An 18204-nucleotide genomic window follows, 5' to 3' on the forward strand; every position below is an offset into this window, starting at 1 on the left:
GCCGGCAGGGACACGGTTCCGACGCCGATGCCGACGTACCAGCGCCCTTCGCGCAGCGCGAACAGGGCGATGTCCACCACGGCGTCAGCGCCCCGAACCACCCCCTGGACTTCGTCGCCGACCGAGCGCTCAAAGACCGGCCTGTCAGCCCCCGCAGGTTCGAGGCGCGCGATCTGCTCAATGAACCCCGGGACCCGGTCCAGGTCGCCGGTGCTGCCGCGCTGGTCGATGGTCATCACAAACATAGCTCAACCATAGATGGTTGATTCATGATAATCAATCAAATCTGACTGATTTATTGAAGTCAGCCTAAAGCGGCTGATTATCAGAAGAGGTTGACGGGTTTCACGATGTCCGCGTAGATCAACAGGGCGCTCATGCCCATCAACAAAGCCGCCACCACGTAGGTCACGGGCAGCAGTTTGGCGATGTCGAAGGCTCCCGGGTCCGGCCGTCCGCGCAGCCTGGCGACGGTGCGGCGTGCGCCTTCGTACAGGGCTCCGGCCACGTGGCCGCCGTCAAGGGGCAGCAGCGGGATGAGGTTGAACACCGCCAGGGCGAAGTTCAGGCCCGCCAGCAGGCCGACAAGGGTGGCAAGGCGGGACTGCAGCGGAACAGCTTCCATGGCGGCCACCTCGCCGGCCACCCTGCCCACGCCCACCACGCTGATGGGGCCGTTGGGGTCCCGCGGTTCTTCGCTGAAGGCGGCCTTGGCCACGCCCACCACACGGGCGGGGAGGTTGAACACGACGCCGGCCACCTGCCGGATGTTCTCTCCGGCCATGGGCAGGACGGACGACGCCGGCTGGGGCACCAGCGCCGTTTGCGCGCCGATGCCAAGGAATCCGACGTCCTGGTACCGGAGGGTGCCGGCGGCATCGGTGGCCTGGCGTCCGTCGGCGCCGATCACCGGCCGGGATGACAGGACCGGCGTGACTGTGGTGGACACGGCAGTGCCGTCCCGCTGCACCGTGATGGCCACTTCCTTGCCGGCCGAGGCGCGGATCCACTCCGTCAGCTGGTCCCAGCTGGTGACGGCCTTGCCGTCGAAGGAGGTGATGGTGTCATTGGGTTTCAGCCCCGCCGCGGCGGCGGGGGTCAGCTGGCAGTCGGCAGAGTCCGGGTCGACGGTTTGCCCCGCGGCCACCTGGCATTTGGAGACGTCGGAGATGGTGGTGGTGGCGGTGGCAACACCAAATCCCATCAGCAGAACGGCCGTCAGCAGCACCCCGAGGATCATGTTCATGGCCGGCCCGCCCAGCATCACGATCACTTTTTTCCAGACCGGCAGCCGGTAGAAGACCCGGTTGTGGTCGGCGGGGCCTACCTCTTCGTGGGCCATGGACCGGGCTTCCGTAGCCAGCGTCTGGAACATGCCGGTACTGGAGGGCCGGACCGAGCCGTCCTCCTTGTTGGGTGGGTACATGCCGATCATCGAGACGTAGCCGCCCAGCGGAACGGCCTTCACGCCATATTCGGTTTCACCCTTGCGGCGTGACCAGAGGGTGGGGCCGAAGCCGATCATGTACTTGGTGACACGCACTTTGAAGAGCTTGGCCGGCACCAGGTGGCCCACCTCGTGGAGGGCAATGGACACGGCGATGCCGACGGCCACGAAGACGACGCCGAGGATGAAAAGTAGGACAGGGGTCATGGAGGTGCTGCTGCTTCCTAGAGACTGCTGACTGCTAAACGTTCGTGGGCGCGGGCGCGTGCCCAGCTTTCAGCATCCAGCACCGACTCCACCGTCAGCCCGGAGGAACCTGAATGTTCGCTGAGCACCCTGTCCACGGTATCGACGATGTCGGTGAACCGGATCCGGCCCGCGTGGAACGCCGTGACGGCCTCTTCATTGGCCGCGTTGAAGACGGCAGGGAAGGTGCCGCCCTGCTTGGCGGCGTCCTTGGCGAGGGCCACGGCCGGGAAGGCACCCACGTCCAGGGGTTCAAAGGTCCATGTGGCGGCCTGGGTCCAGTCGCAGGCCGGCGCGGCCTTGGGCACCCGGGCTGGCCAGCCAAGGCCCAGGGCAATGGGAAGCCGCATGTCCGGCGGGGAGGCTTGGGCGATGGTGGAGCCGTCAACGAACTGGACCATGGAGTGGACGATGGATTGCGGGTGCACTACCACGTCGATCCGGTCCAGCGGAATGTCGAACAACAGGTGGGCCTCGATGACTTCCAGGCCCTTGTTGACCAGCGTGGCCGAGTTGGTGGTGACCATGACCCCCATGTCCCATGTGGGGTGCGCCAGTGCCTGCCGGGGCGTGACGGAGTGCAGTTGCTCCCGGCTCTTGCCGCGGAACGGACCCCCGGAGGCGGTCAGGATGAGCCGGTCCACCTCCGCTGCCGTACCTGAGCGCAGGCACTGGGCAATCGCCGAGTGTTCCGAGTCCACGGGCACAATCTGGCCGTCCCTGGCCGCCGCCTTGACCAGGCTGCCGCCAACGATCAGTGATTCCTTGTTGGCCAGGGCCAGGGTGGCCCCGGAGCGAAGTGCCGCAAGCGTTGGCGCCAGGCCAATGGAACCGGTGATGCCGTTCAGCACCACGTCCGCCTCCACGGCGGCGATCCGGGCTGAGGCGTCAGGTCCGGCCACGATCTCCGGACGGTACCCGGGGCGGCCCGCGGCGGCGGCTGCTTCCCGGATCAGCGATTCCAGCCGGCCGGGGTCCCCGGTGGCGATGCCCACCGCTGCAGCGCCGGTATGGACCGCCTGGCGGGCCAACAGTTCCAGGTTGCCGCCGCCGGCACTGAGCGCCACCACTTCGAACAGGTGCGGGGCGCCGTCGACGACGTCGATCGCCTGGGTGCCGATGGAACCGGTGGATCCGAGGAGGACGATTCTGCGTGGCTGCATCCGTTAAGTATCCCGCACGCCGCCTGCCCTGCTGCGCCTTGACCGCCGGACGGCCGGGCGTAACGTGGAATCCGTGGAGTGGCTCACCTGGTTCGACGCGCCGGAGTATGAATTTGCGCGGCAGGTGCTGCAACGGGGCGTCGCAGCACTATATTTCGTTGCGTTCCTGTCCACGCTGAACCAGTTTCCGGCGTTGCTCGGCGAGCGCGGACTCCTTCCGGTGCCGGATTTCCTGGCCGCGTTTTCCCGGTTGTCCCGGCCCACCCTGTTCCGTTGGCGGTACTCGGACCGGCTGCTGCGGGGTGTTTGTGCCGTGGGCCTGGCGGTGTCGGCGCTGCTCGCGGCCGGGGTCCCGCAGGCGGGCCCGCCATGGGTTCCGTTGCTGGCGTTCCTTGCCCTGTGGCTGCTGTACATGTCAATCGTGAACGTGGGGCAGACGTTCTACGGGTTCGGCTGGGAGATGCTGCTGCTGGAAGCCGGTTTCACCGTGGCTTTCCTGGGGTCGGACCAGACGGAGCCGCCACGCATCATCCTCATCCTGGTGGTGTGGCTGGTGTTCCGGTTGGAATTCGGGGCCGGGATGATCAAGATCCGCGGCGGCCGCGAGTGGCGGGACCTGACTGCGTTGTACTACCACCACGAGACACAGCCCATGCCCGGGCCGCTCAGCCGGCAGGCACACCTGTTGCCGAAGCCGCTGCACCGGATCGAGGTGGTGGGTAATCACATCGCCCAGCTGGTGGTGCCGTTCCTGCTGTTCGCGCCGCAGCCGGTGGCTGGGGTGGCGGCGGCCGTCGTTGTCGCCACCCAGCTGTGGCTGGTGGCGAGCGGCAACTTTGCGTGGCTGAACTGGATGGCGATCGTGCTGGCGTTTGCCGCGGTCAGCGATCCCGTGGCCCATGCCGTGATACCGGCCGTCCCGGCGGACTGGCACGCGGGTGCCGCACGGGACACTCCCCTGTGGTGGCTGGCCATAACGCTGGCGGCGTCCCTCCTGCTGCTGGTCCTGAGCTACTGGCCGCTGCGGAATCTCTTCTCCCGCCGGCAGCTGATGAATGCCAGCTTCAACCGGTGGCAGCTGGTCAACGCCTATGGCGCATTCGGTACGGTCACCAGGCAACGCGTCGAGATCGTGGTGGAAGGCACCCTGGACGGGAACCCCGGTGACGCCTCCGACTGGCGCGAGTACGGCTTTAAGGGCAAACCCGGGGATATTCGGCGGATTCCACGGCAGTGGGCCCCCTACCATCTGCGGCTGGACTGGCTCATGTGGTTCCTGCCGCTGCGGAGCGTGCACGAGGAATGGTTCTACGCCTTCCTGGGCAAGCTGCTCTCGGCGGACCGGCAGGTGCTGAGGCTGCTGCGGCATGACCCGTTCGACGGCGCCGCTCCGCGGCTGGTGCGCGTGCGCAGTTTCCACTACCGCTTCGCCAGCCGGAAAGAGTTCCGGGAGACCGGGAACCGCTGGGTGCGGACCCTGCTCTACGAGCCCATCCCGCCCACGTCGCTGCGCCGGCCGTCGGGGCGGAAGGGCAGCTAGGCGTCCCTGCCCGCACGGCGCAGGATGCCTTGGGCGTGCTTGAGGATTGGCCCGTCAATCATCTTTCCGTGGTGCTGGAAAACCCCGCTGCCGGCCGCCGTGGCGGCGTCCAGCAGCTCGTGCGCCGCGGCCACCTCCTCCTCGGAGGGCGCGTAGGCCTTGCGGACGACGGCGGCCTGGCCGGGATGGATGCACGCCTTGGAGCCGAAACCGGAGGCCACGGCGTCCGCGGTTTCGTCGGCCAGCCCGTCGAGGTCGGGGATGTTGGTGTAGACGGCGTCGATGGCTTCCTTGCCGAATGCCCTGGCGGCCAGGAGCACCGAGGAGCGGGCGTGCAGCGCCACGGCCCGGTAGCCGCCGTCGTCCTTCCTGCTGGAGGTGCCGCCCAACGTGGCCAGGAGGTCCTCGGCCCCCCACATCAGGGCTACCACGTTGGGGGCGGCGGCGATGGCGGGGGCGTTCAGCACGCCCAGGGCTGTTTCGCACAGCGCGATGACCTGGTAGCCCTCCAGCGCCTTGAGCTGTTCAGCCGATTCCGCCTTGGCCAGCATGACGGTGCGGTATGGCGTGTGCGCCAGGCAGTGCAGGTCCTTTGCGAAGTCCTCCGTGGTGACCGGGTTGACCCTGACGATGGTCCGGCTGGGGTCCAGTTCGGGGTCGTCGCCGGCTGCGCCCACCTGGGCAAGGATTGCACCGCGCGCCCGTTGCTTGTCCGGCGGCGCCACGGCGTCCTCAAGGTCCAGGATCACGGCATCTGCCCGCGCTGCTGCTTTCAGGTAACGCTCCGGGCGGTCGGCGGGGCAAAAGAGCAGGGAGGGGCCCATCGAAAATGTCATACGGGCATTCTCCCCTGTGCGCCGGGCTGGTCCTGGTGTGCGTCCCGGGTCCACATCAGGCAGCTCCTCGTGGCTCGTGCCACTACGTCTCCGTCCTGGTTGCGTCCGGTGTGCTCCATGGTAACGATGCCCTGCCCCGGCCGTGAGGCCGAAAGCCGCTTGCCGGTGATCACCGTCTCGGTGTAGAGCGTGTCCCCGTGGTAGAGCGGGTGCGGGAAGGTGACGTCGGTCAGGCCGAGCTGGGCGATGATGGTCCCTTGGGTCAACTGGGTGACGGACTGGCCCACCATGGTGGCGAGGGTGAACATGGAGTTCATCAGCCGCTGGCCAAAGGGCTGCCCCGCGCTCCAGGCCGCATCCAGGTGCAGCGCCTGCGTGTTCATGGTGAGGGTGGTGAAGAGGACGTTGTCGGTTTCCGTCACGGTGCGTCCGGGCCGGTGGGCATACAGCACGCCTTCCTCCAGTTCGTCGAAGTAGAGCCCGCGCTGCTCGATGACTCGCCGGCCGCCGTCGCCACCTCCTGCCGTTGAGCCTGCCGGGACCGTGTCCGTGGGGTTGTTGCCGGTCATACGGTGAGTTCCTGGTCTTCCTCGTACAGCTCCGCGCCAGTGGCGGCCACCACGTCCTCTACGGAGACGTTGGGGGCCAGTTCGCGCAGGACCAGCCGGGACGGGCCGCCGTCCCGGACGACGTCGATCACGGCGAGGTCGGTGATGATCCGGTCCACGCATCCCTTGCCGGTCAACGGGAGCGAGCACTCCCGGACGATCTTGGGATTGCCGTTGCGGTCCACGTGCTCCATCATCACAATCACCCGTTTGGCGCCAAACACCAGGTCCATGGCGCCGCCCATTCCCTTGACCATCTTTCCCGGGACCATCCAGTTGGCGAGGTCTCCGTTGGCGGCGACCTCCATCGCGCCCAGGACGGCGAGGTCCACGTGGCCGCCGCGGATCATGCCGAAGGATGTTGCCGAGTCGAAGAACGCCGCTCCCCTGTTGACTGTCACGGTCTCCTTGCCCGCGTTGATCAGGTCCGGATCCACCGCGTCCTCTGCCGGGTAGGGGCCAACACCCAATATCCCGTTTTCAGAGTGCAGCACCACTTCCACCCCGGCCGGGATGTAGTTGGGAATCAGGGTGGGCATCCCGATACCCAGGTTGACGTACTGGCCGTTGCGGAGCTCCCGGGCCACCCGGGCGGCCAGTTCGTTCCGCGTCCAGCCTTTGCTTCCTGCAGCGGCGGCCAAATCGCCGCGACCGGGCTGGTGCTCCCCGGCACGCCGGTATTCCGGCCGGACGGCTTCCGGGCGGGGCGCCTCAGGGCTGTTGGGATCCATGGTCATGCTCCTGCCTGCTGGTCGCTGCCAAGTGTTCTTCCGCCCGCCGGCGGCGCCGCCAGGGCCACCGTCCGCTTTTCGATGCGCTTTTCCCCGCCGGCCGCCAGGACCACCCGCTGGACGAAAATCCCGGGGGTGTGGATGTGTTCGGGGTCCAGTTCGCCAGGTTCGACGAGTTCCTCCACCTCGGCGATGGTGATGCGTCCGGCCATGGCGCACAGCGGGTTGAAGTTCATGGCCGTGGCATGGAAGACCAGGTTGCCATGCCGGTCGCCCTTCCAGGCGTGCACCAGCCCGAAGTCAGGAGTGAGGGACTCTTCCAGGACATAGTCCACTCCCCCAAAGGAGCGCACTTCCTTGGCCGCGGACGCGATAGCGATGCCGCCGTTGGCGTCGTACTTCTGCGGCAGGCCGCCGTCGGACACCTGCGTCCCCACCCCCGCCTTGGTATAGAAGGCCGGGATGCCGGCGCCCCCGGCCCGCAGCTTCTCGGCCAGGGTGCCCTGCGGGGTCAGCACCACCTCCAGCTCACCAGCAAGGTACTGGCGGGCGAACTCCTTGTTTTCCCCCACGTAGGAGCTGATGGTGCGGCGGATGCGGCCGTCGCGGAGCAGGATGCCCAGGCCCCAATCATCCACGCCGCAGTTATTGCTGACCGTTTCCAGGCCGGAGGTGCCGGCGCGGTGCAGGGCGTCGATCAGGGCCACCGGGATCCCGCAGAGCCCGAACCCGCCCACCGCCAGGGACGCCCCGTCCGGGATGTCGGCCACGGCGGCGTCGGCGCTGGCTACAACCTTGTCAATCATCAGTGATCCTCTCAGGCCGGCTGCGTTCGGTGCTGCTGGCGCAGGCGCTTACAGTCCCAGTTCGCGGGCGATCAGCATCAGCTGGACTTCCGTGGTGCCCTCCCCCACTTCAAGGATCTTGGAGTCGCGGTAGTGGCGCGCCACGGTGAACTCGTTGATGAAGCCATAGCCGCCGAATACCTGGGTGGCATCCCGCGCGTTGTCCATGGCCGCCTCGCCTGCGACCATCTTAGCGATGGCCGCCTGGGTCTTGAACGGCTTGCCGGCAAGCATCCTGGCGGCCGCATCGTAGTAGGCCAGGCGGGCAGTATGGGCCCGGGCTTCCATCCGTGCGATCTTGAAGGAGATGGCCTGGTACTTGCCGATTTCGCTCCCGAACGCCCTGCGTTCTTGGGCATACTTGACCGACAGGTCCACGCAGCCCTGGGCGGCACCGGTAGCCAGCGCGGCGATGGCGATCCGGCCTTCGTCCAGGATGGACAGGAAATTCGCGTACCCGCGCCCCTCCGCGCCGAGGAGGTTTTCCTCCGGGACGCGGACGTCCTTGAGGGTCAGCGGGTGGGTGTCCGAGGCGTTCCAGCCCACCTTGTTGTACGGCTTTTCGGCCTTGAAGCCCGGCGTGTCGGTGGGCACCAGGATGGTGGAGATCTCCTTCCGGACGCTGCCGTCCGCGGCTTCCTTCCGGCCGGTGACGGCGGTGACGGTGACCAGCCGGGTGATGTCGGTTCCGGAGTTGGTGATGAACTCTTTATTGCCGTTGATCACCCAGTGGCCATCCTCGCGCCGGGCGGAGGTCTTGGTGCCGCCGGCATCGGAGCCGGCTTCGGGTTCGGTGAGTCCAAAGCCCGCGAGCGCCTGGCCGGACGCCAGCATGGGCAGCCACTCCTGCTTCTGGGCATCGGTTCCGAAGCGGTACACCGGCATGGCGCCCAGGGAAACGCCGGCCTCCAGCGTGATGGCCACCGACTGGTCCACCCGGCCGAGCTGTTCCAGGGCCAGGGCGAGCGCGAAGTAGTCCCCGCCCATGCCGCCGAATTCCTCCGGGAACGGCAGGCCGAACAGGCCCATTTCGGCCATCTGCTTCACCACTTCATACGGGAAGCTGTGTTCTTCATCGTGTTTGGCGGAGACCGGGGCCACCACGTTGTCCGCGAAGTCGCGGACGGTGTCGCTGAGGTCCTGGTATTCGTCGCTGAGTTCGAATCCGGTCATGGTCAGGCTCCTTCGCCTTGGATGGTGGCTGTGTCTGATTCTGCGGACGCTGGTTCTGCGTCCGCAGGGTGGGGGTGGATGGTGGCCAGGACCTGGTCTGCCTTCACCAGGTCACCGGTGCGGGCACCGAGGTGCACGGTCCCGGCCAGCGGGGCAACGAGGTGGTGTTCCATCTTCATGGCTTCCACGGACACCAGGACCTCCCCGGCCTTTACGGTGTCCCCGTCAGAGACCGGGACGGCAACCACGGTTCCGGGCATCGGTGAGCGCACCTCGGGGTCGGCTGAGCCTTCCTCGCGCTCCATGGCGGCCAGCACCCGGTCCAGCCTTGCCTCGCGGGTGAGGACCTCAAACCGGCAGGACCAGCCATCACTGCCCAGGAAGATCCGGGTGCGCTGGCCGGGGGCCACGCCCACGGCGTAGCTGCGGGTTTCGTCGCCGAGCCTGATGACGGCGCGCCGCGAGTTCTGGAGGGACAGGCCGGCACTGCGCTGCGGGCCCCCGTCAACGGCTGCCGTGACGGCGGCGCCCCCTGCGGGCCTGCCGGTTACCGCCACGGATGCCACGCCGTCGTCGGCCGTTCCGAGGCTGATCCGACGCGGCGCCGGGGTTCCAAGCCGCCAGCCGCTCCTGCTGTTCCACGGGCCGCCCACCGGTCCGGGGCTGTCCCGGTCCTCGACGGTGGCGGCGTACAGCGCAGCGGCCACCAGGTCCGCGTCCCCGACCTTCCGGAATTCCATGCCCGGCAGCTTGCGTTCGATCAGGCCGGTATCGAGGTGCCCCGCCCGGACGTCGGGGTCGTTCAGGAGGAGCCGGAGGTACTCCACGTTCGTGTCGATTCCCAATGCGGTGTAGCCGGCCAGGGCACCGTCCAGGGTTTCCAGCGCGGCCGCACGGTCCGCGCCCCAGGCAATCACCTTGGAAATCATGGGGTCGTAGTGGGCCGGGAGCTCCAGCCCCTCCAGCAGGGAGGAATCCACCCGGACCCGGCCTTCGGTTGGTGACGGCAGTTCATCCAGCACCAGCACGGTTCCGGTGGACGGGAGGAAGTTCTTCTCCGGCACCTCGGCGTAGACGCGTGCCTCCACGGCGTGGCCGGAGAGTTCGACGTCGGCCTGCCGGAGCGTCAGTTCGGCACCGGCGGCGATCCGTACCTGCCATTCCACCAGGTCTGTGCCGGTGACCATCTCCGTCACCGGGTGCTCCACCTGCAGCCGAGTGTTCATCTCCATGAAGAAGAACTCGTCAGGCGCGTCGTCGGACACCAGGAATTCCACCGTTCCTGCACCCTGGTAGTTAACGCTGCGGGCGGCGTTGCAGGCGGCTTCCCCGATCCGTGCGCGGATGGCCGCCCCGTCCGGAAGGCCTTCCAGCAGGGGCGACGGTGCTTCCTCGATGACTTTCTGGTGCCGCCGCTGCAGCGAGCATTCGCGCTCGCCGAGGTGGATGACGTTGCCGTGGCCGTCGGCCAGCACCTGCACTTCGATGTGCCGCGGCGTGGTCACCAGGCGTTCCAGGAACAGGGTGTCGTCACCGAACGCTGCCGCGGCTACGCGCCGCGCCGTTGCCAGGGCAGCGGGAAGGTCCTCCGGCCTTTCCACGGCCTGCATCCCCTTGCCGCCACCGCCGGCGGAGGGCTTGATCAGGAGCGGAAAGCCGACCCCGCCGGCGGCCTCCACCAGTTCACTGTCCGTCATGCCGGGCCTGGCAATGCCGGGCACCACGGGCACGCCGTAGCCGGCCACATGGTTCTTGGCCCGGATCTTGTCCCCCATGACGTTCAGCGCCTCCACGCCGGGGCCGATGAAGGTGATGCCGGCTTTTTCCAGGGCCCTGGCGAAGTCCACGTTCTCGCTCAGGAAACCGTAGCCGGGGTGGACCGCTTCGGCCCCGGACTGCCGGCACGCATCGATGATCGCGTCCGCGCTCAGGTAGCTTTCGACGGCGGGTGCCGGGCCGATGCGCACGGCCGCGTCAGCTTCGCGCACGTGGCGGGCACCGGCGTCGGCATCGCTGTAGACGGCCACCGACCGGATTCCCAGGTGGCGCAGGCTGCGGATGATGCGGCAGGCGATTTCACCGCGGTTGGCCACCAGGACCGTGCCGAACAGGCGCGGAGTGGAGGTGCCGCCGGGGGCTGGTTCTGTTCGGGTTTGCATACTCATTGCTGGCTCACATCCGGAAGAGGCCGAAGGAGGTCTCCGGCAAGGGGGTGCGGGAGACGACGTCGAGCGCCAGTCCCAGGACGGTGCGGGTGTCTGCGGGGTCGATCACGGCGTCATCCCAGAGCCTGGCCGTGGAGTAGTAAGGGCTGCCCTGGTCCTCGTACTGGCGGCGGATGGGTGCCTTGAAAGCCTCTTCGTCGTCGGCCGGCCATTGTTCGCCGGCCGCCTCGTACTGGTCGCGCTTCACGGTGGCCAGGACGCTGGCGGCCTGGTTGCCGCCCATGACCGAGATCCGCGCCGCAGGCCACATCCACAGGAACCGCGGCGAGTAGGCGCGGCCGCACATCGAATAGTTGCCGGCACCGAAGGAGCCGCCGATCACCACGGTCAGCTTGGGAACGCGGGCGGTGGCGACGGCGGTCACCATCTTGGCGCCGTTCTTGGCGATGCCGCCTTGTTCGGCGTCCTTGCCCACCATGAAGCCGGAGATGTTCTGCAGGAACAGCAACGGGATGCCGCGCTGGTCGCAGAGCTCAATGAAATGGGCGCCCTTGAGCGATGATTCGCTGAACAGCACGCCGTCGTTGGCCACGATTCCGACAGGGTGTCCGCAGATCCGGGCGAATCCCGTGACGAGGGTGGTGCCGTACTCCCTTTTGAACTCGTGGAACCTGCTGCCGTCCACCAGCCGGGCGATCACCTCGTGGACGTCGTAGGGGGCGTTGACGTCCGTGGGCACGGCACCGTAGAGCCCGTCCGGGTCGGCGGCAGGTTCGACGACGGGTTCCACCTGCCAGGCCGGCGCGGCCGGCGGCGGCAGCGTGGCAACTATGTCCCTGATGATCTGCAGTGCATGCTCATCGTTTTCGGCCAGGTGGTCGGTCACCCCGGAAATCCGGGCGTGAACCTCACCGCCGCCGAGTTCCTCGGCGGTCACGATCTCCCCGATCGCGGCCTTCACCAGAGGGGGGCCGCCCAGGAATATGGTGCCCTGGTTCCGGACGATCACCGTTTCGTCGCTCATGGCGGGGACGTAGGCGCCGCCGGCGGTGCAGGACCCCATGACGGCCGCGATCTGCGGGATTTTGGCGGCGGAGAGCCGGGCCTGGTTGTAGAAGATGCGGCCGAAGTGGTCCTTGTCCGGGAAGACCTCATCCTGCTTGGGGAGGAATGCCCCGCCCGAATCCACCAGGTAGATGCAGGGCAGCCGGTTTTCCAGCGCAATCTCCTGGGCGCGCAGGTGCTTCTTCACCGTCATGGGGTAGTAGGTGCCGCCCTTGACGGTGGCGTCGTTGGAAATCACCAGGACCTGCCGTCCGTGCACCAGCCCGATCCCGGCAATGACGCCGGCGCCTGGCGCTTCGTCGCCGTACATCCCGTTGGCGGCCAGGGGCGCGATCTCCAGGAACGGGCTGCCGTCATCGAGCAACTGGTCAATCCTGTCCCGCGGCAGGAGTTTCCCCCGGGCCACGTGCCGGTCCCGCGATTTCTGCGGTCCGCCCAGCGCGGCATCTGCCAGCCTTTTCCGCAGGTCTCCGGCGAGCGCCAGTTGCGCTTCCCGGTTGGCGCGGAAGGACTCGCTTGCGGGGTCGAGCCGGCTGGCCAGGGTCTCCATTGACGATCCGTTCCTGTCTGGACCGGGCGGCTGCATGCCAACTCGGTTAGTGACTAATAACTGAAATTCAGGTTAGTCTCGATTAACTGTGATGTCCAACACATGGCGGTCTTGGTAGAATCTGCGTCGGTCCGAGGAGGAAAAGTGCCCAGCACGGGAACACACCCCAACAATGCAACGCAGCCAGCCATGCCGCAGCCGGCTCCCACCACCCAGCGAGGCAAGGCCAAGGAGAACCGGCGGCAGGCACTGCTGACAGCGGCGGCGTCACTCTTCGCGCTTAACGGGTTCAACCGGGTATCGCTCGAAGACCTGGGCGCGGCTGCGGGTGTGAGCGGCCCCGCGGTTTACCGCCACTTCCCGGGCAAGCAGGCAGTCCTCGCCGACCTCCTGGTGACCGTGAGCCAGGAGCTGCTGGACGGTGGACGCCAGGTGGTGGAAAGCACCGCCGATCCGGCAGCCGCACTGCAGCAGTTGGTGGAATTCCAGGTGGACTTTGCGCTCGGCAAGCCCGACGTGATCCGCGTCCAGGACCGGGACCTCAGCAACCTCTCCGAACAGGACCAGTCCGCAGTACGCACCCTGCAGCGCAGCTACGTGGAGTTATGGGTGGACGTCCTCGCCAAGGTCCATCCCGGCACAGAGTCCGCTGAACTCCGGATGCGGGCCCACGCGACCTTTGGCCTCATCAACTCCACGCCGCACTCCGTCCGCAGCCACGGCAGGCGGATCGGGGCGGGCGTCGCCCGCCCCCTGCTGGAGCGCATGGCATTGGCTGCCCTGCTGGTGGACAGCACAGGGGGCGTCCAGTCCCCCGGTTAGACCATGGTCAACACCATTCCCGGCTCGGCCAGGATGGCGCCGACGTCGGCAAGGAACCGGGAGCCTTGCTCGCCGTCCACCAGGCGGTGGTCGAAGGACAGGCTCAGCGTGATCACCTGGCGCAAGGCCACCTCACCCCGGTACTCCCACGGCAGGGTCCGGACTGCGCCCAGCCCCAGGATGGCCGCCTCGCCCGGGTTGAGGATGGGGGTACCGGCGTCAATGCCGAAAACGCCGATGTTGGTGATCGAAATGGTGCCGCCGGACAGCTCGGCAGGGGTGGTCTTGCCGGCGCGCGCAGTTTCGGCGAGCGCAGTTAAAGCCTGGGCCAGTTGCGGAAGCGGCATGGTGTCCGCATCTTTGATGTTGGGAACGGTGAGGCCACGGGGCGTGGCCGCCGCGATGCCCAGGTTCACGTAGTTGTAGGTGACGATTTCCTGGTGTTCCTCATCCCAGTGGGAGTTCAGCGCCGGGTTCCTGCGCAGGGCGACGAGCACTGCCTTGGCTGCGAGCGTCAGCGGGGTGAGCTTGAGCCCGGCGAACTCCCTGCTGTTCTTGAGCCTTGCCAGCAGTTCAAGGCTTGGCGTGACATCCACGGTGAGGAATTCGGTGGCGTGCGGCGCGGTGAAGGCACTCTGCACCATCGCGGCTGCGGTGTATTTGCGGACACCCTTGATGGGAGTCCTGGTCTCCCGCTCCCCCTGCCGCGTTCCGGACACCGCCGGCGCTCCATGCTTCGCCGCGGCCGGTTCGTCGTGGTGCCGGGCAAATCCGAGCACGTCCTCGCGCGTAATCAGCCCGCCGGGGCCGCTCCCCGGTACCTGGGTGAGGTCCAGGCTGAGATCCTTGGCCAACTTGCGGACCGGCGGCGTTGAACGTGGCCGCCCTGCAGGCGCGGACTCGGCAGGCGCTGATTCAACAGGCCTGATTTCGACAGGCCTGGTTTCGACGGGCTCAACCACCGGGGTTCTGGTTTCTGCAGGCCTGGTTTCGACCGGCTCAACCACCGGGGCGGCGAAGTTCCGTGGCCGGCGCGTTGGCCGGCCGGACCCTTCGACGACGGCGCCGTAGCCCACCAGGTTCGGTTCCCGTTTCTGCGTTTCCACCCCGCGCTCCCCCGGCCCCGCCGGCAACGCGCCGGCCGGGCCCGAAGGTTCCGCCCCGGCGTCGTCCGGCACCTCAAACGAGACGATGGGCTTCCCCACCTCAACCACTGACCCGGGCTGCTCGTGGAGCTCCTTGATGACCCCGGCAAACGGGGAGGGAAGCTCCACCACGGCTTTGGCTGTCTCTACCTCGGCAATGACCTGGTTCAGGCTGACGGTGTCCCCCACCTCCACTTTCCAGCTGAGGATTTCGGACTCTGTGAGCCCTTCACCCAGGTCCGGGAGACGGAATTCCTTGATCATGGTGGCGCTCATCCTTCCAGCCCGCTCAGGGAATTCGGGCGGCCCAGGGCACGGTCCACGCCGTCGAGGATACGGTCCAGGCCGGGCAGGTGGTGCATTTCCAGCTTGGAGTACGGGTACGGAATGTCGAACCCGGTGACCCGGACCGGAGCAGCCTCGAGGTGGTAAAAGCACCGCTCGGTGATGCTGGCCGCCACCTCCGCTCCCAGGCCGCCGGATTGTCCGGCCTCGTGCGTGACCACCAGGCGCCCGGTCTTCCGCACGGAGGCCACCACGGCGTCGTAGTCCACCGGGGCCAGCGAGCGCAGGTCGATGACTTCGAGGGAGATTCCCTCGTCCGCTGCGGCCGCGGCGGCATCCAGCGCGGTCTTGACCAAGGGGCCGTAGGCCACCAGGGTGGCATCGGTGCCCTCGGTCAGCACGCGGGCCTTGTCCATGGGCAGGGCGGACGCAAGGGCAGCCGACTCATCCACCTCGCCTTTGTCGTGGTAGCGGCGCTTGGGTTCGAAATACAGGACGGGATCGTCGCAGGAAATGGCCTGCTGGATCACGGTGTAGGCGTCCTGGGGGTTGGAAACCGCCACCACGCGCAGCCCGGAGGTGTGCGTGAAGTACGCTTCCGGGGACTCGGAGTGGTGCTCCGGCGAGCCGATCCCGCCACCGAAGGGGACCCTGATGGTGATGGGCATCTTCACGGCGCCGCGGGTGCGGTAATGCAGCTTCGCCACCTGGCTGACGATCTGGTCGAACGCCGGATAGATGAATCCGTCGAACTGGATCTCCAGCACCGGGCGGTAGCCGCGGTAGGCCAGGCCGACGGCGGTCCCCACGATGGCGGATTCCGCCAGCGGCGTGTCCACCACCCGGTGCGTGCCGAAGTCTTTCTGCAGGCCGTCCGTTACCCGGAACACCCCGCCGAGGGCGCCGATGTCCTCGCCGAGGAGGACCACCTTGGAGTCGTTTTCCAGCGACTTCCGCAGGCCGGCGTTGATGGCGCGGGCAAAGGTCAACTGGGTCATCAGCGTGCACCTTCCTCTGAAACTGCTCCTGCGGGGTCGCCGAATGAAGCCAGGTAGCGGGCGTAGTGGTCCTGCTGGCGTTCCAGCCAGGAGTTGGGAGTGCTGTAGACGTGCTTGAAGACGTCCATCGGCTCGGGGTCCGGCATGGTGGTGCAGCCCCGGCGCATTTCCGCCGCAACGGAATCGGCCTTGTCCTGGACCTGCTGCTGCAACTCCGCGGTCAGGAGTCCCTTCCGGTCCAGGAGCGATGCCAGCCTGGAGATGGGGTCCTTCGCGGCCCAGTCCTCCAGTTCGTTGGCGTCCCGGTAACGGGTGGGATCATCGGCGGTGGTGTGCGGTCCCATCCGGTAGGTGACGGCCTCAATGAACGTGGGGCCGCCGCCGCGCCGGGCCCGGTCCAACGCGAGCCGGGTGGCGGCCATGACGGCCAGGACGTCGTTTCCGTCCACCCGCAGGCTGGGGATGCCGAAGCCGGTGGCCCGCTCCGCGAGGTGGATGTGCGACTGGAGCCCTACGGGCTCCGAGATGGCCCAATGGTTGTTCGTGCAGAAGAACACCACAGGGGCCTGGAAACTGGCGGCGAACACCATGGCCTCGTTGACGTCGCCTTCGCTGGTGGCGCCGTCGCCGAAGTAGGTAACGGCCACGGCATCGGCGCCGTCGTTCTGGATCCCCATGGCATATCCGGTGGCATGGAGGGTTTGGGCGCCAATGATGATCTGCGGCGTGGCCATGTTGATGCCGTACGGGTCCCAACCGCCGGAGGCGTTGCCGCGCCAGACCCGGAGAAGGTCCGTCAGGTCCACGCCGCGGCAGTACGCCACACCGTTCTCGCGGTAACTGGAGAAGACAAAGTCGTCCGCCCGCATGGCCCGTCCCGAACCGATCTGGGCCGCTTCCTGCCCCAGCAGCGGCGGCCAGAGCGCCAGTTCCCCCTGCCTTTGCAGGGCGGTGGCCTCCACGTCGATCCGGCGGATGACGGTCATGTCCTCGAACAGGGAACACAACTGCTCGTCAGTGATGTCCCTGACCCAAGAATCGAACTCCGGGTGGCTGATGCGCTCGCCCGCCGGGGTGATCAACTGGAGAAATTCCTGCCCGGCCGCGGTGGAGGCCCCTGCGTTTTCGGGGGTTATTGCACCGCCATGGCCCGTTTCGTCTGTAGACACGATTGCCGCAACCTTCGTACGTCGTTGACCTGTGGTTTTCGGGCTTTTGGCACCAGCCACCACCGGCCTTCCGGGCGCCATTGCCCCAGATACTGTGACCCTACTCACAATGCTCAGGGGGTACAACCACCACGGCAGTTTCTGAGCATAATGCCCTGTCTGGCGCGCTTACACCGTGCTAGCGTTGCGCATTATGCAAGCTTTGGATGGCACTGACACCCGCCTGCTGTCGGCACTGTCGCAGGACCCGCGCCGCACCGTGGTGGCACTGGCGCAAAAGCTCGGCCTGTCCCGGAACACCGTCCAGGCGCGGATGGCCCAGCTCGAGAAGAAGCACGTCTTCCTGTCCTTTGAACGGCGCATCAATCCGGTGGCGCTGGGGTATCCGCTGATGGCCTTCATCTCCGTGCACGTCCAGCAGCAGAAACTCGGGCGGCTGGCCGATGAGATGGCGGCAATCCCCGAGATATTGGAGGGGTACGGGCTCACGGGATCGGCGGACCTGCTGCTGCGCGTGGTGGCCAGGGACGCCGAGGACCTGTTCCGGATCAACGGAAAGATCCTGGCGTGCGACGGCGTGGAGCGGGCAGACACGGCACTGGCCATGGGCGAACTGATCCCTTTCCGGGTGCAACCGCTGCTGGAACGGGGCTCGGAGGGCGGGTAACAGCGCCACGGGAGGCACGACGCCGGCGGGCAGGGTTATAGGCTGGTTCCAGTTATGTGCCGGGCCGGGAAGGCCCGGGCAGTCCGCCGGTGCCACCACGCCCGTCCCCGAAAGGCTCCCCCCTTGAGCAGTCCCCAGGATTCGTACCGGCACGGCCACGCGGACCCGGCGCCGCAGGAGCTGCCCCCGATGCCTGGGCAGCCGGCCCCGTTCGGCCTGCCCGGAGAACGACCGCGGGTGCAGAGCCGGCGGAAGCCGGGGATCGTCCTTGGCAGCATCGGCGGGGTGCTGCTGCTGGTGATCCTCGGCGTCGTGATCCTGGTGAACGTGGTGAACAGCGCCACCAACCAGGCCAGGGGCCTCGCCGACGACTTCACCAAGAAGGTGATCGCCGGGGAAGTATCCACCGCGTACGACGACTACCTTGACCCCTTGCTCAAGGAGCAGCTTTCCAAGGAGGCGTTCATCTCCGGCGTGAAAAGCCTGGAACTGGATGACTCGTGCACGCCCGCCTACACCGAACTCAAGGTGGCCACCGAGAACGGCATGAAATCAGCCGATGTGGCGGGCCAGATCAGCTGTTCCGGCAAGAAGGTCGACCTCGCCTACCGCTTCGAGGGAGCCAACGACCTCAAAATGACCAACATCAAGCTGCGGCCCGCTGCCTGACCCGCCGGCCCGCGCGGCCCCGTGGAGGGCCGGAAAATGAAAAGGGTGCTGATCTTTTCACCCATCCTTCTCCCGGGATG

General features: G+C 67.2%; 16 protein-coding genes and 1 pseudogene. 4 read left to right on the forward strand and 13 right to left on the reverse strand.

From position 1 onward, the window contains the following. Nucleotides 1-53 precede the first annotated feature (53 nt). The 3 genes and pseudogenes from QF050_RS20380 to dxr form a co-directional block, all read right to left on the reverse strand. A pseudogene (locus QF050_RS20380) lies at nucleotides 54-152 on the reverse strand (MarR family transcriptional regulator); the annotation flags it as partial. Between the two features lie 173 nt (nucleotides 153-325). After that, nucleotides 326-1654 (reverse strand): site-2 protease family protein, encoded by a 1329-nt coding sequence (locus QF050_RS17080; RefSeq protein ID WP_308931480.1) that lies wholly within the window; start codon nucleotides 1652-1654, stop codon nucleotides 326-328. Between the two features lie 17 nt (nucleotides 1655-1671). After that, nucleotides 1672-2856, reverse strand: coding sequence for a 1-deoxy-D-xylulose-5-phosphate reductoisomerase (dxr, locus tag QF050_RS17085; RefSeq protein WP_308931481.1), 1185 nt, complete (start codon nucleotides 2854-2856; stop codon nucleotides 1672-1674). A 73-nt stretch (nucleotides 2857-2929) separates the two neighbouring features. Here dxr and QF050_RS17090 point away from each other — a divergent pair, with 73 nt between their 5' ends. Further along, on the forward strand, nucleotides 2930-4396 hold the full coding sequence (locus QF050_RS17090) for a lipase maturation factor family protein (RefSeq protein ID WP_308931482.1): 1467 nt from the start codon (nucleotides 2930-2932) through the stop codon (nucleotides 4394-4396). On the opposite strand, the gene QF050_RS17095 is transcribed toward QF050_RS17090, so the two are convergent. The 7 genes from QF050_RS17095 to QF050_RS17125 are packed head-to-tail and all read right to left on the reverse strand — an operon-like array spanning nucleotide 4393 to nucleotide 12369. Further along, nucleotides 4393-5232 carry a CoA ester lyase gene (locus QF050_RS17095; protein WP_308931483.1) on the reverse strand — a complete coding sequence of 280 codons (840 nt, stop codon included), beginning with the start codon at nucleotides 5230-5232 and terminating at the stop codon, nucleotides 4393-4395. The genes QF050_RS17090 and QF050_RS17095 overlap by 4 nt on opposite strands. Then, on the reverse strand, nucleotides 5229-5801 hold the full coding sequence (locus tag QF050_RS17100) for a MaoC family dehydratase (protein ID WP_308931484.1): 573 nt from the start codon (nucleotides 5799-5801) through the stop codon (nucleotides 5229-5231). The genes QF050_RS17095 and QF050_RS17100 overlap by 4 nt, the downstream gene beginning before the upstream one ends. Beyond that, entirely contained in the window at nucleotides 5798-6577 is a 780-nt protein-coding gene (locus QF050_RS17105) for a CoA transferase subunit B (protein ID WP_374121539.1), read from the reverse strand. Before QF050_RS17105 ends, QF050_RS17100 begins: the two co-directional genes overlap by 4 nt. Further along, nucleotides 6574-7377 carry a CoA transferase subunit A gene (locus tag QF050_RS17110; protein WP_308931486.1) on the reverse strand — a complete coding sequence of 268 codons (804 nt, stop codon included), beginning with the start codon at nucleotides 7375-7377 and terminating at the stop codon, nucleotides 6574-6576. The genes QF050_RS17105 and QF050_RS17110 overlap by 4 nt, the downstream gene beginning before the upstream one ends. A gap of 48 nt (nucleotides 7378-7425) precedes the next feature. Beyond that, a complete protein-coding gene (locus tag QF050_RS17115; RefSeq protein WP_308931487.1) occupies nucleotides 7426-8589 on the reverse strand; it encodes an acyl-CoA dehydrogenase family protein in 1164 nt (387 codons plus the stop codon). A gap of 2 nt (nucleotides 8590-8591) precedes the next feature. Beyond that, complete coding sequence (locus QF050_RS17120; RefSeq protein ID WP_308931488.1) at nucleotides 8592-10754, reverse strand: biotin carboxylase N-terminal domain-containing protein; 2163 nt, start codon at nucleotides 10752-10754, stop codon at nucleotides 8592-8594. Between the two features lie 7 nt (nucleotides 10755-10761). After that, the gene (locus QF050_RS17125) at nucleotides 10762-12369 is read right to left on the reverse strand and encodes a carboxyl transferase domain-containing protein (RefSeq protein ID WP_308931489.1); all 1608 of its coding nucleotides are present in this window, start codon (nucleotides 12367-12369) and stop codon (nucleotides 10762-10764) included. 189 nt (nucleotides 12370-12558) lie between these two features. Between QF050_RS17125 and QF050_RS17130 the strand changes: the two genes are divergently transcribed. Further along, the gene (locus QF050_RS17130) at nucleotides 12559-13191 is read left to right on the forward strand and encodes a TetR/AcrR family transcriptional regulator (RefSeq protein ID WP_308932205.1); all 633 of its coding nucleotides are present in this window, start codon (nucleotides 12559-12561) and stop codon (nucleotides 13189-13191) included. Here QF050_RS17130 and QF050_RS17135 read toward each other — a convergent pair. The 3 genes from QF050_RS17135 to pdhA are packed head-to-tail and all read right to left on the reverse strand — an operon-like array spanning nucleotide 13188 to nucleotide 16788. Next, complete coding sequence (locus QF050_RS17135) at nucleotides 13188-14612, reverse strand: dihydrolipoamide acetyltransferase family protein (protein ID WP_308931490.1); 1425 nt, start codon at nucleotides 14610-14612, stop codon at nucleotides 13188-13190. The two genes, QF050_RS17130 and QF050_RS17135, sit on opposite strands and share 4 nt — an antisense overlap. After that, the gene (locus tag QF050_RS17140; protein WP_308931491.1) at nucleotides 14609-15619 is read right to left on the reverse strand and encodes an alpha-ketoacid dehydrogenase subunit beta; all 1011 of its coding nucleotides are present in this window, start codon (nucleotides 15617-15619) and stop codon (nucleotides 14609-14611) included. Before QF050_RS17140 ends, QF050_RS17135 begins: the two co-directional genes overlap by 4 nt. After that, nucleotides 15619-16788, reverse strand: coding sequence for a pyruvate dehydrogenase (acetyl-transferring) E1 component subunit alpha (gene pdhA / locus QF050_RS17145; protein WP_308931492.1), 1170 nt, complete (start codon nucleotides 16786-16788; stop codon nucleotides 15619-15621). The genes QF050_RS17140 and pdhA overlap by 1 nt, the downstream gene beginning before the upstream one ends. 193 nt (nucleotides 16789-16981) lie before the next feature. On the opposite strand from pdhA, the gene QF050_RS17150 reads away from it, so the two are divergent. Together QF050_RS17150 and QF050_RS17155 are read left to right on the forward strand one after the other, a co-directional pair. Next, nucleotides 16982-17455, forward strand: a complete 474-nt coding sequence (locus QF050_RS17150) for an Lrp/AsnC family transcriptional regulator (RefSeq protein ID WP_308931493.1) — start codon at nucleotides 16982-16984, stop codon at nucleotides 17453-17455. Nucleotides 17456-17578: 123 nt separating this feature from the next. Further along, complete coding sequence (locus tag QF050_RS17155) at nucleotides 17579-18124, forward strand: hypothetical protein (RefSeq protein ID WP_308931494.1); 546 nt, start codon at nucleotides 17579-17581, stop codon at nucleotides 18122-18124. The last annotated feature ends 80 nt before the right edge of the window (nucleotides 18125-18204 follow it).

It is taken from the genome of Arthrobacter sp. SLBN-112 (assembly GCF_030944625.1).
Lineage (GTDB): Bacteria > Actinomycetota > Actinomycetes > Actinomycetales > Micrococcaceae > Arthrobacter.

Excerpts from the sequence above, each read along its gene's own strand:
- QF050_RS17100 (WP_308931484.1), bottom strand. The coding sequence starts at position 5,801 with ATGACCGGCAACAACCCCACGGACACGGTCCCGGCAGGCTCAACGGCA.
- QF050_RS17115 (WP_308931487.1), bottom strand. The coding sequence starts at position 8,589 with ATGACCGGATTCGAACTCAGCGACGAATACCAGGACCTCAGCGACACC.
- dxr (WP_308931481.1), bottom strand. The coding sequence starts at position 2,856 with ATGCAGCCACGCAGAATCGTCCTCCTCGGATCCACCGGTTCCATCGGC.
- QF050_RS17130 (WP_308932205.1), top strand. The coding sequence starts at position 12,559 with ATGCCGCAGCCGGCTCCCACCACCCAGCGAGGCAAGGCCAAGGAGAAC.
- QF050_RS17140 (WP_308931491.1), bottom strand. The coding sequence starts at position 15,619 with ATGACCCAGTTGACCTTTGCCCGCGCCATCAACGCCGGCCTGCGGAAG.
- QF050_RS17150 (WP_308931493.1), top strand. The coding sequence starts at position 16,982 with ATGCAAGCTTTGGATGGCACTGACACCCGCCTGCTGTCGGCACTGTCG.
- QF050_RS17105 (WP_374121539.1), bottom strand. The coding sequence starts at position 6,577 with ATGACCATGGATCCCAACAGCCCTGAGGCGCCCCGCCCGGAAGCCGTC.
- QF050_RS17120 (WP_308931488.1), bottom strand. The coding sequence starts at position 10,754 with ATGAGTATGCAAACCCGAACAGAACCAGCCCCCGGCGGCACCTCCACT.
- QF050_RS17135 (WP_308931490.1), bottom strand. The coding sequence starts at position 14,612 with ATGAGCGCCACCATGATCAAGGAATTCCGTCTCCCGGACCTGGGTGAA.
- QF050_RS17080 (WP_308931480.1), bottom strand. The coding sequence starts at position 1,654 with ATGACCCCTGTCCTACTTTTCATCCTCGGCGTCGTCTTCGTGGCCGTC.
- QF050_RS17110 (WP_308931486.1), bottom strand. The coding sequence starts at position 7,377 with ATGATTGACAAGGTTGTAGCCAGCGCCGACGCCGCCGTGGCCGACATC.
- QF050_RS17125 (WP_308931489.1), bottom strand. The coding sequence starts at position 12,369 with ATGGAGACCCTGGCCAGCCGGCTCGACCCCGCAAGCGAGTCCTTCCGC.
- QF050_RS17095 (WP_308931483.1), bottom strand. The coding sequence starts at position 5,232 with ATGACATTTTCGATGGGCCCCTCCCTGCTCTTTTGCCCCGCCGACCGC.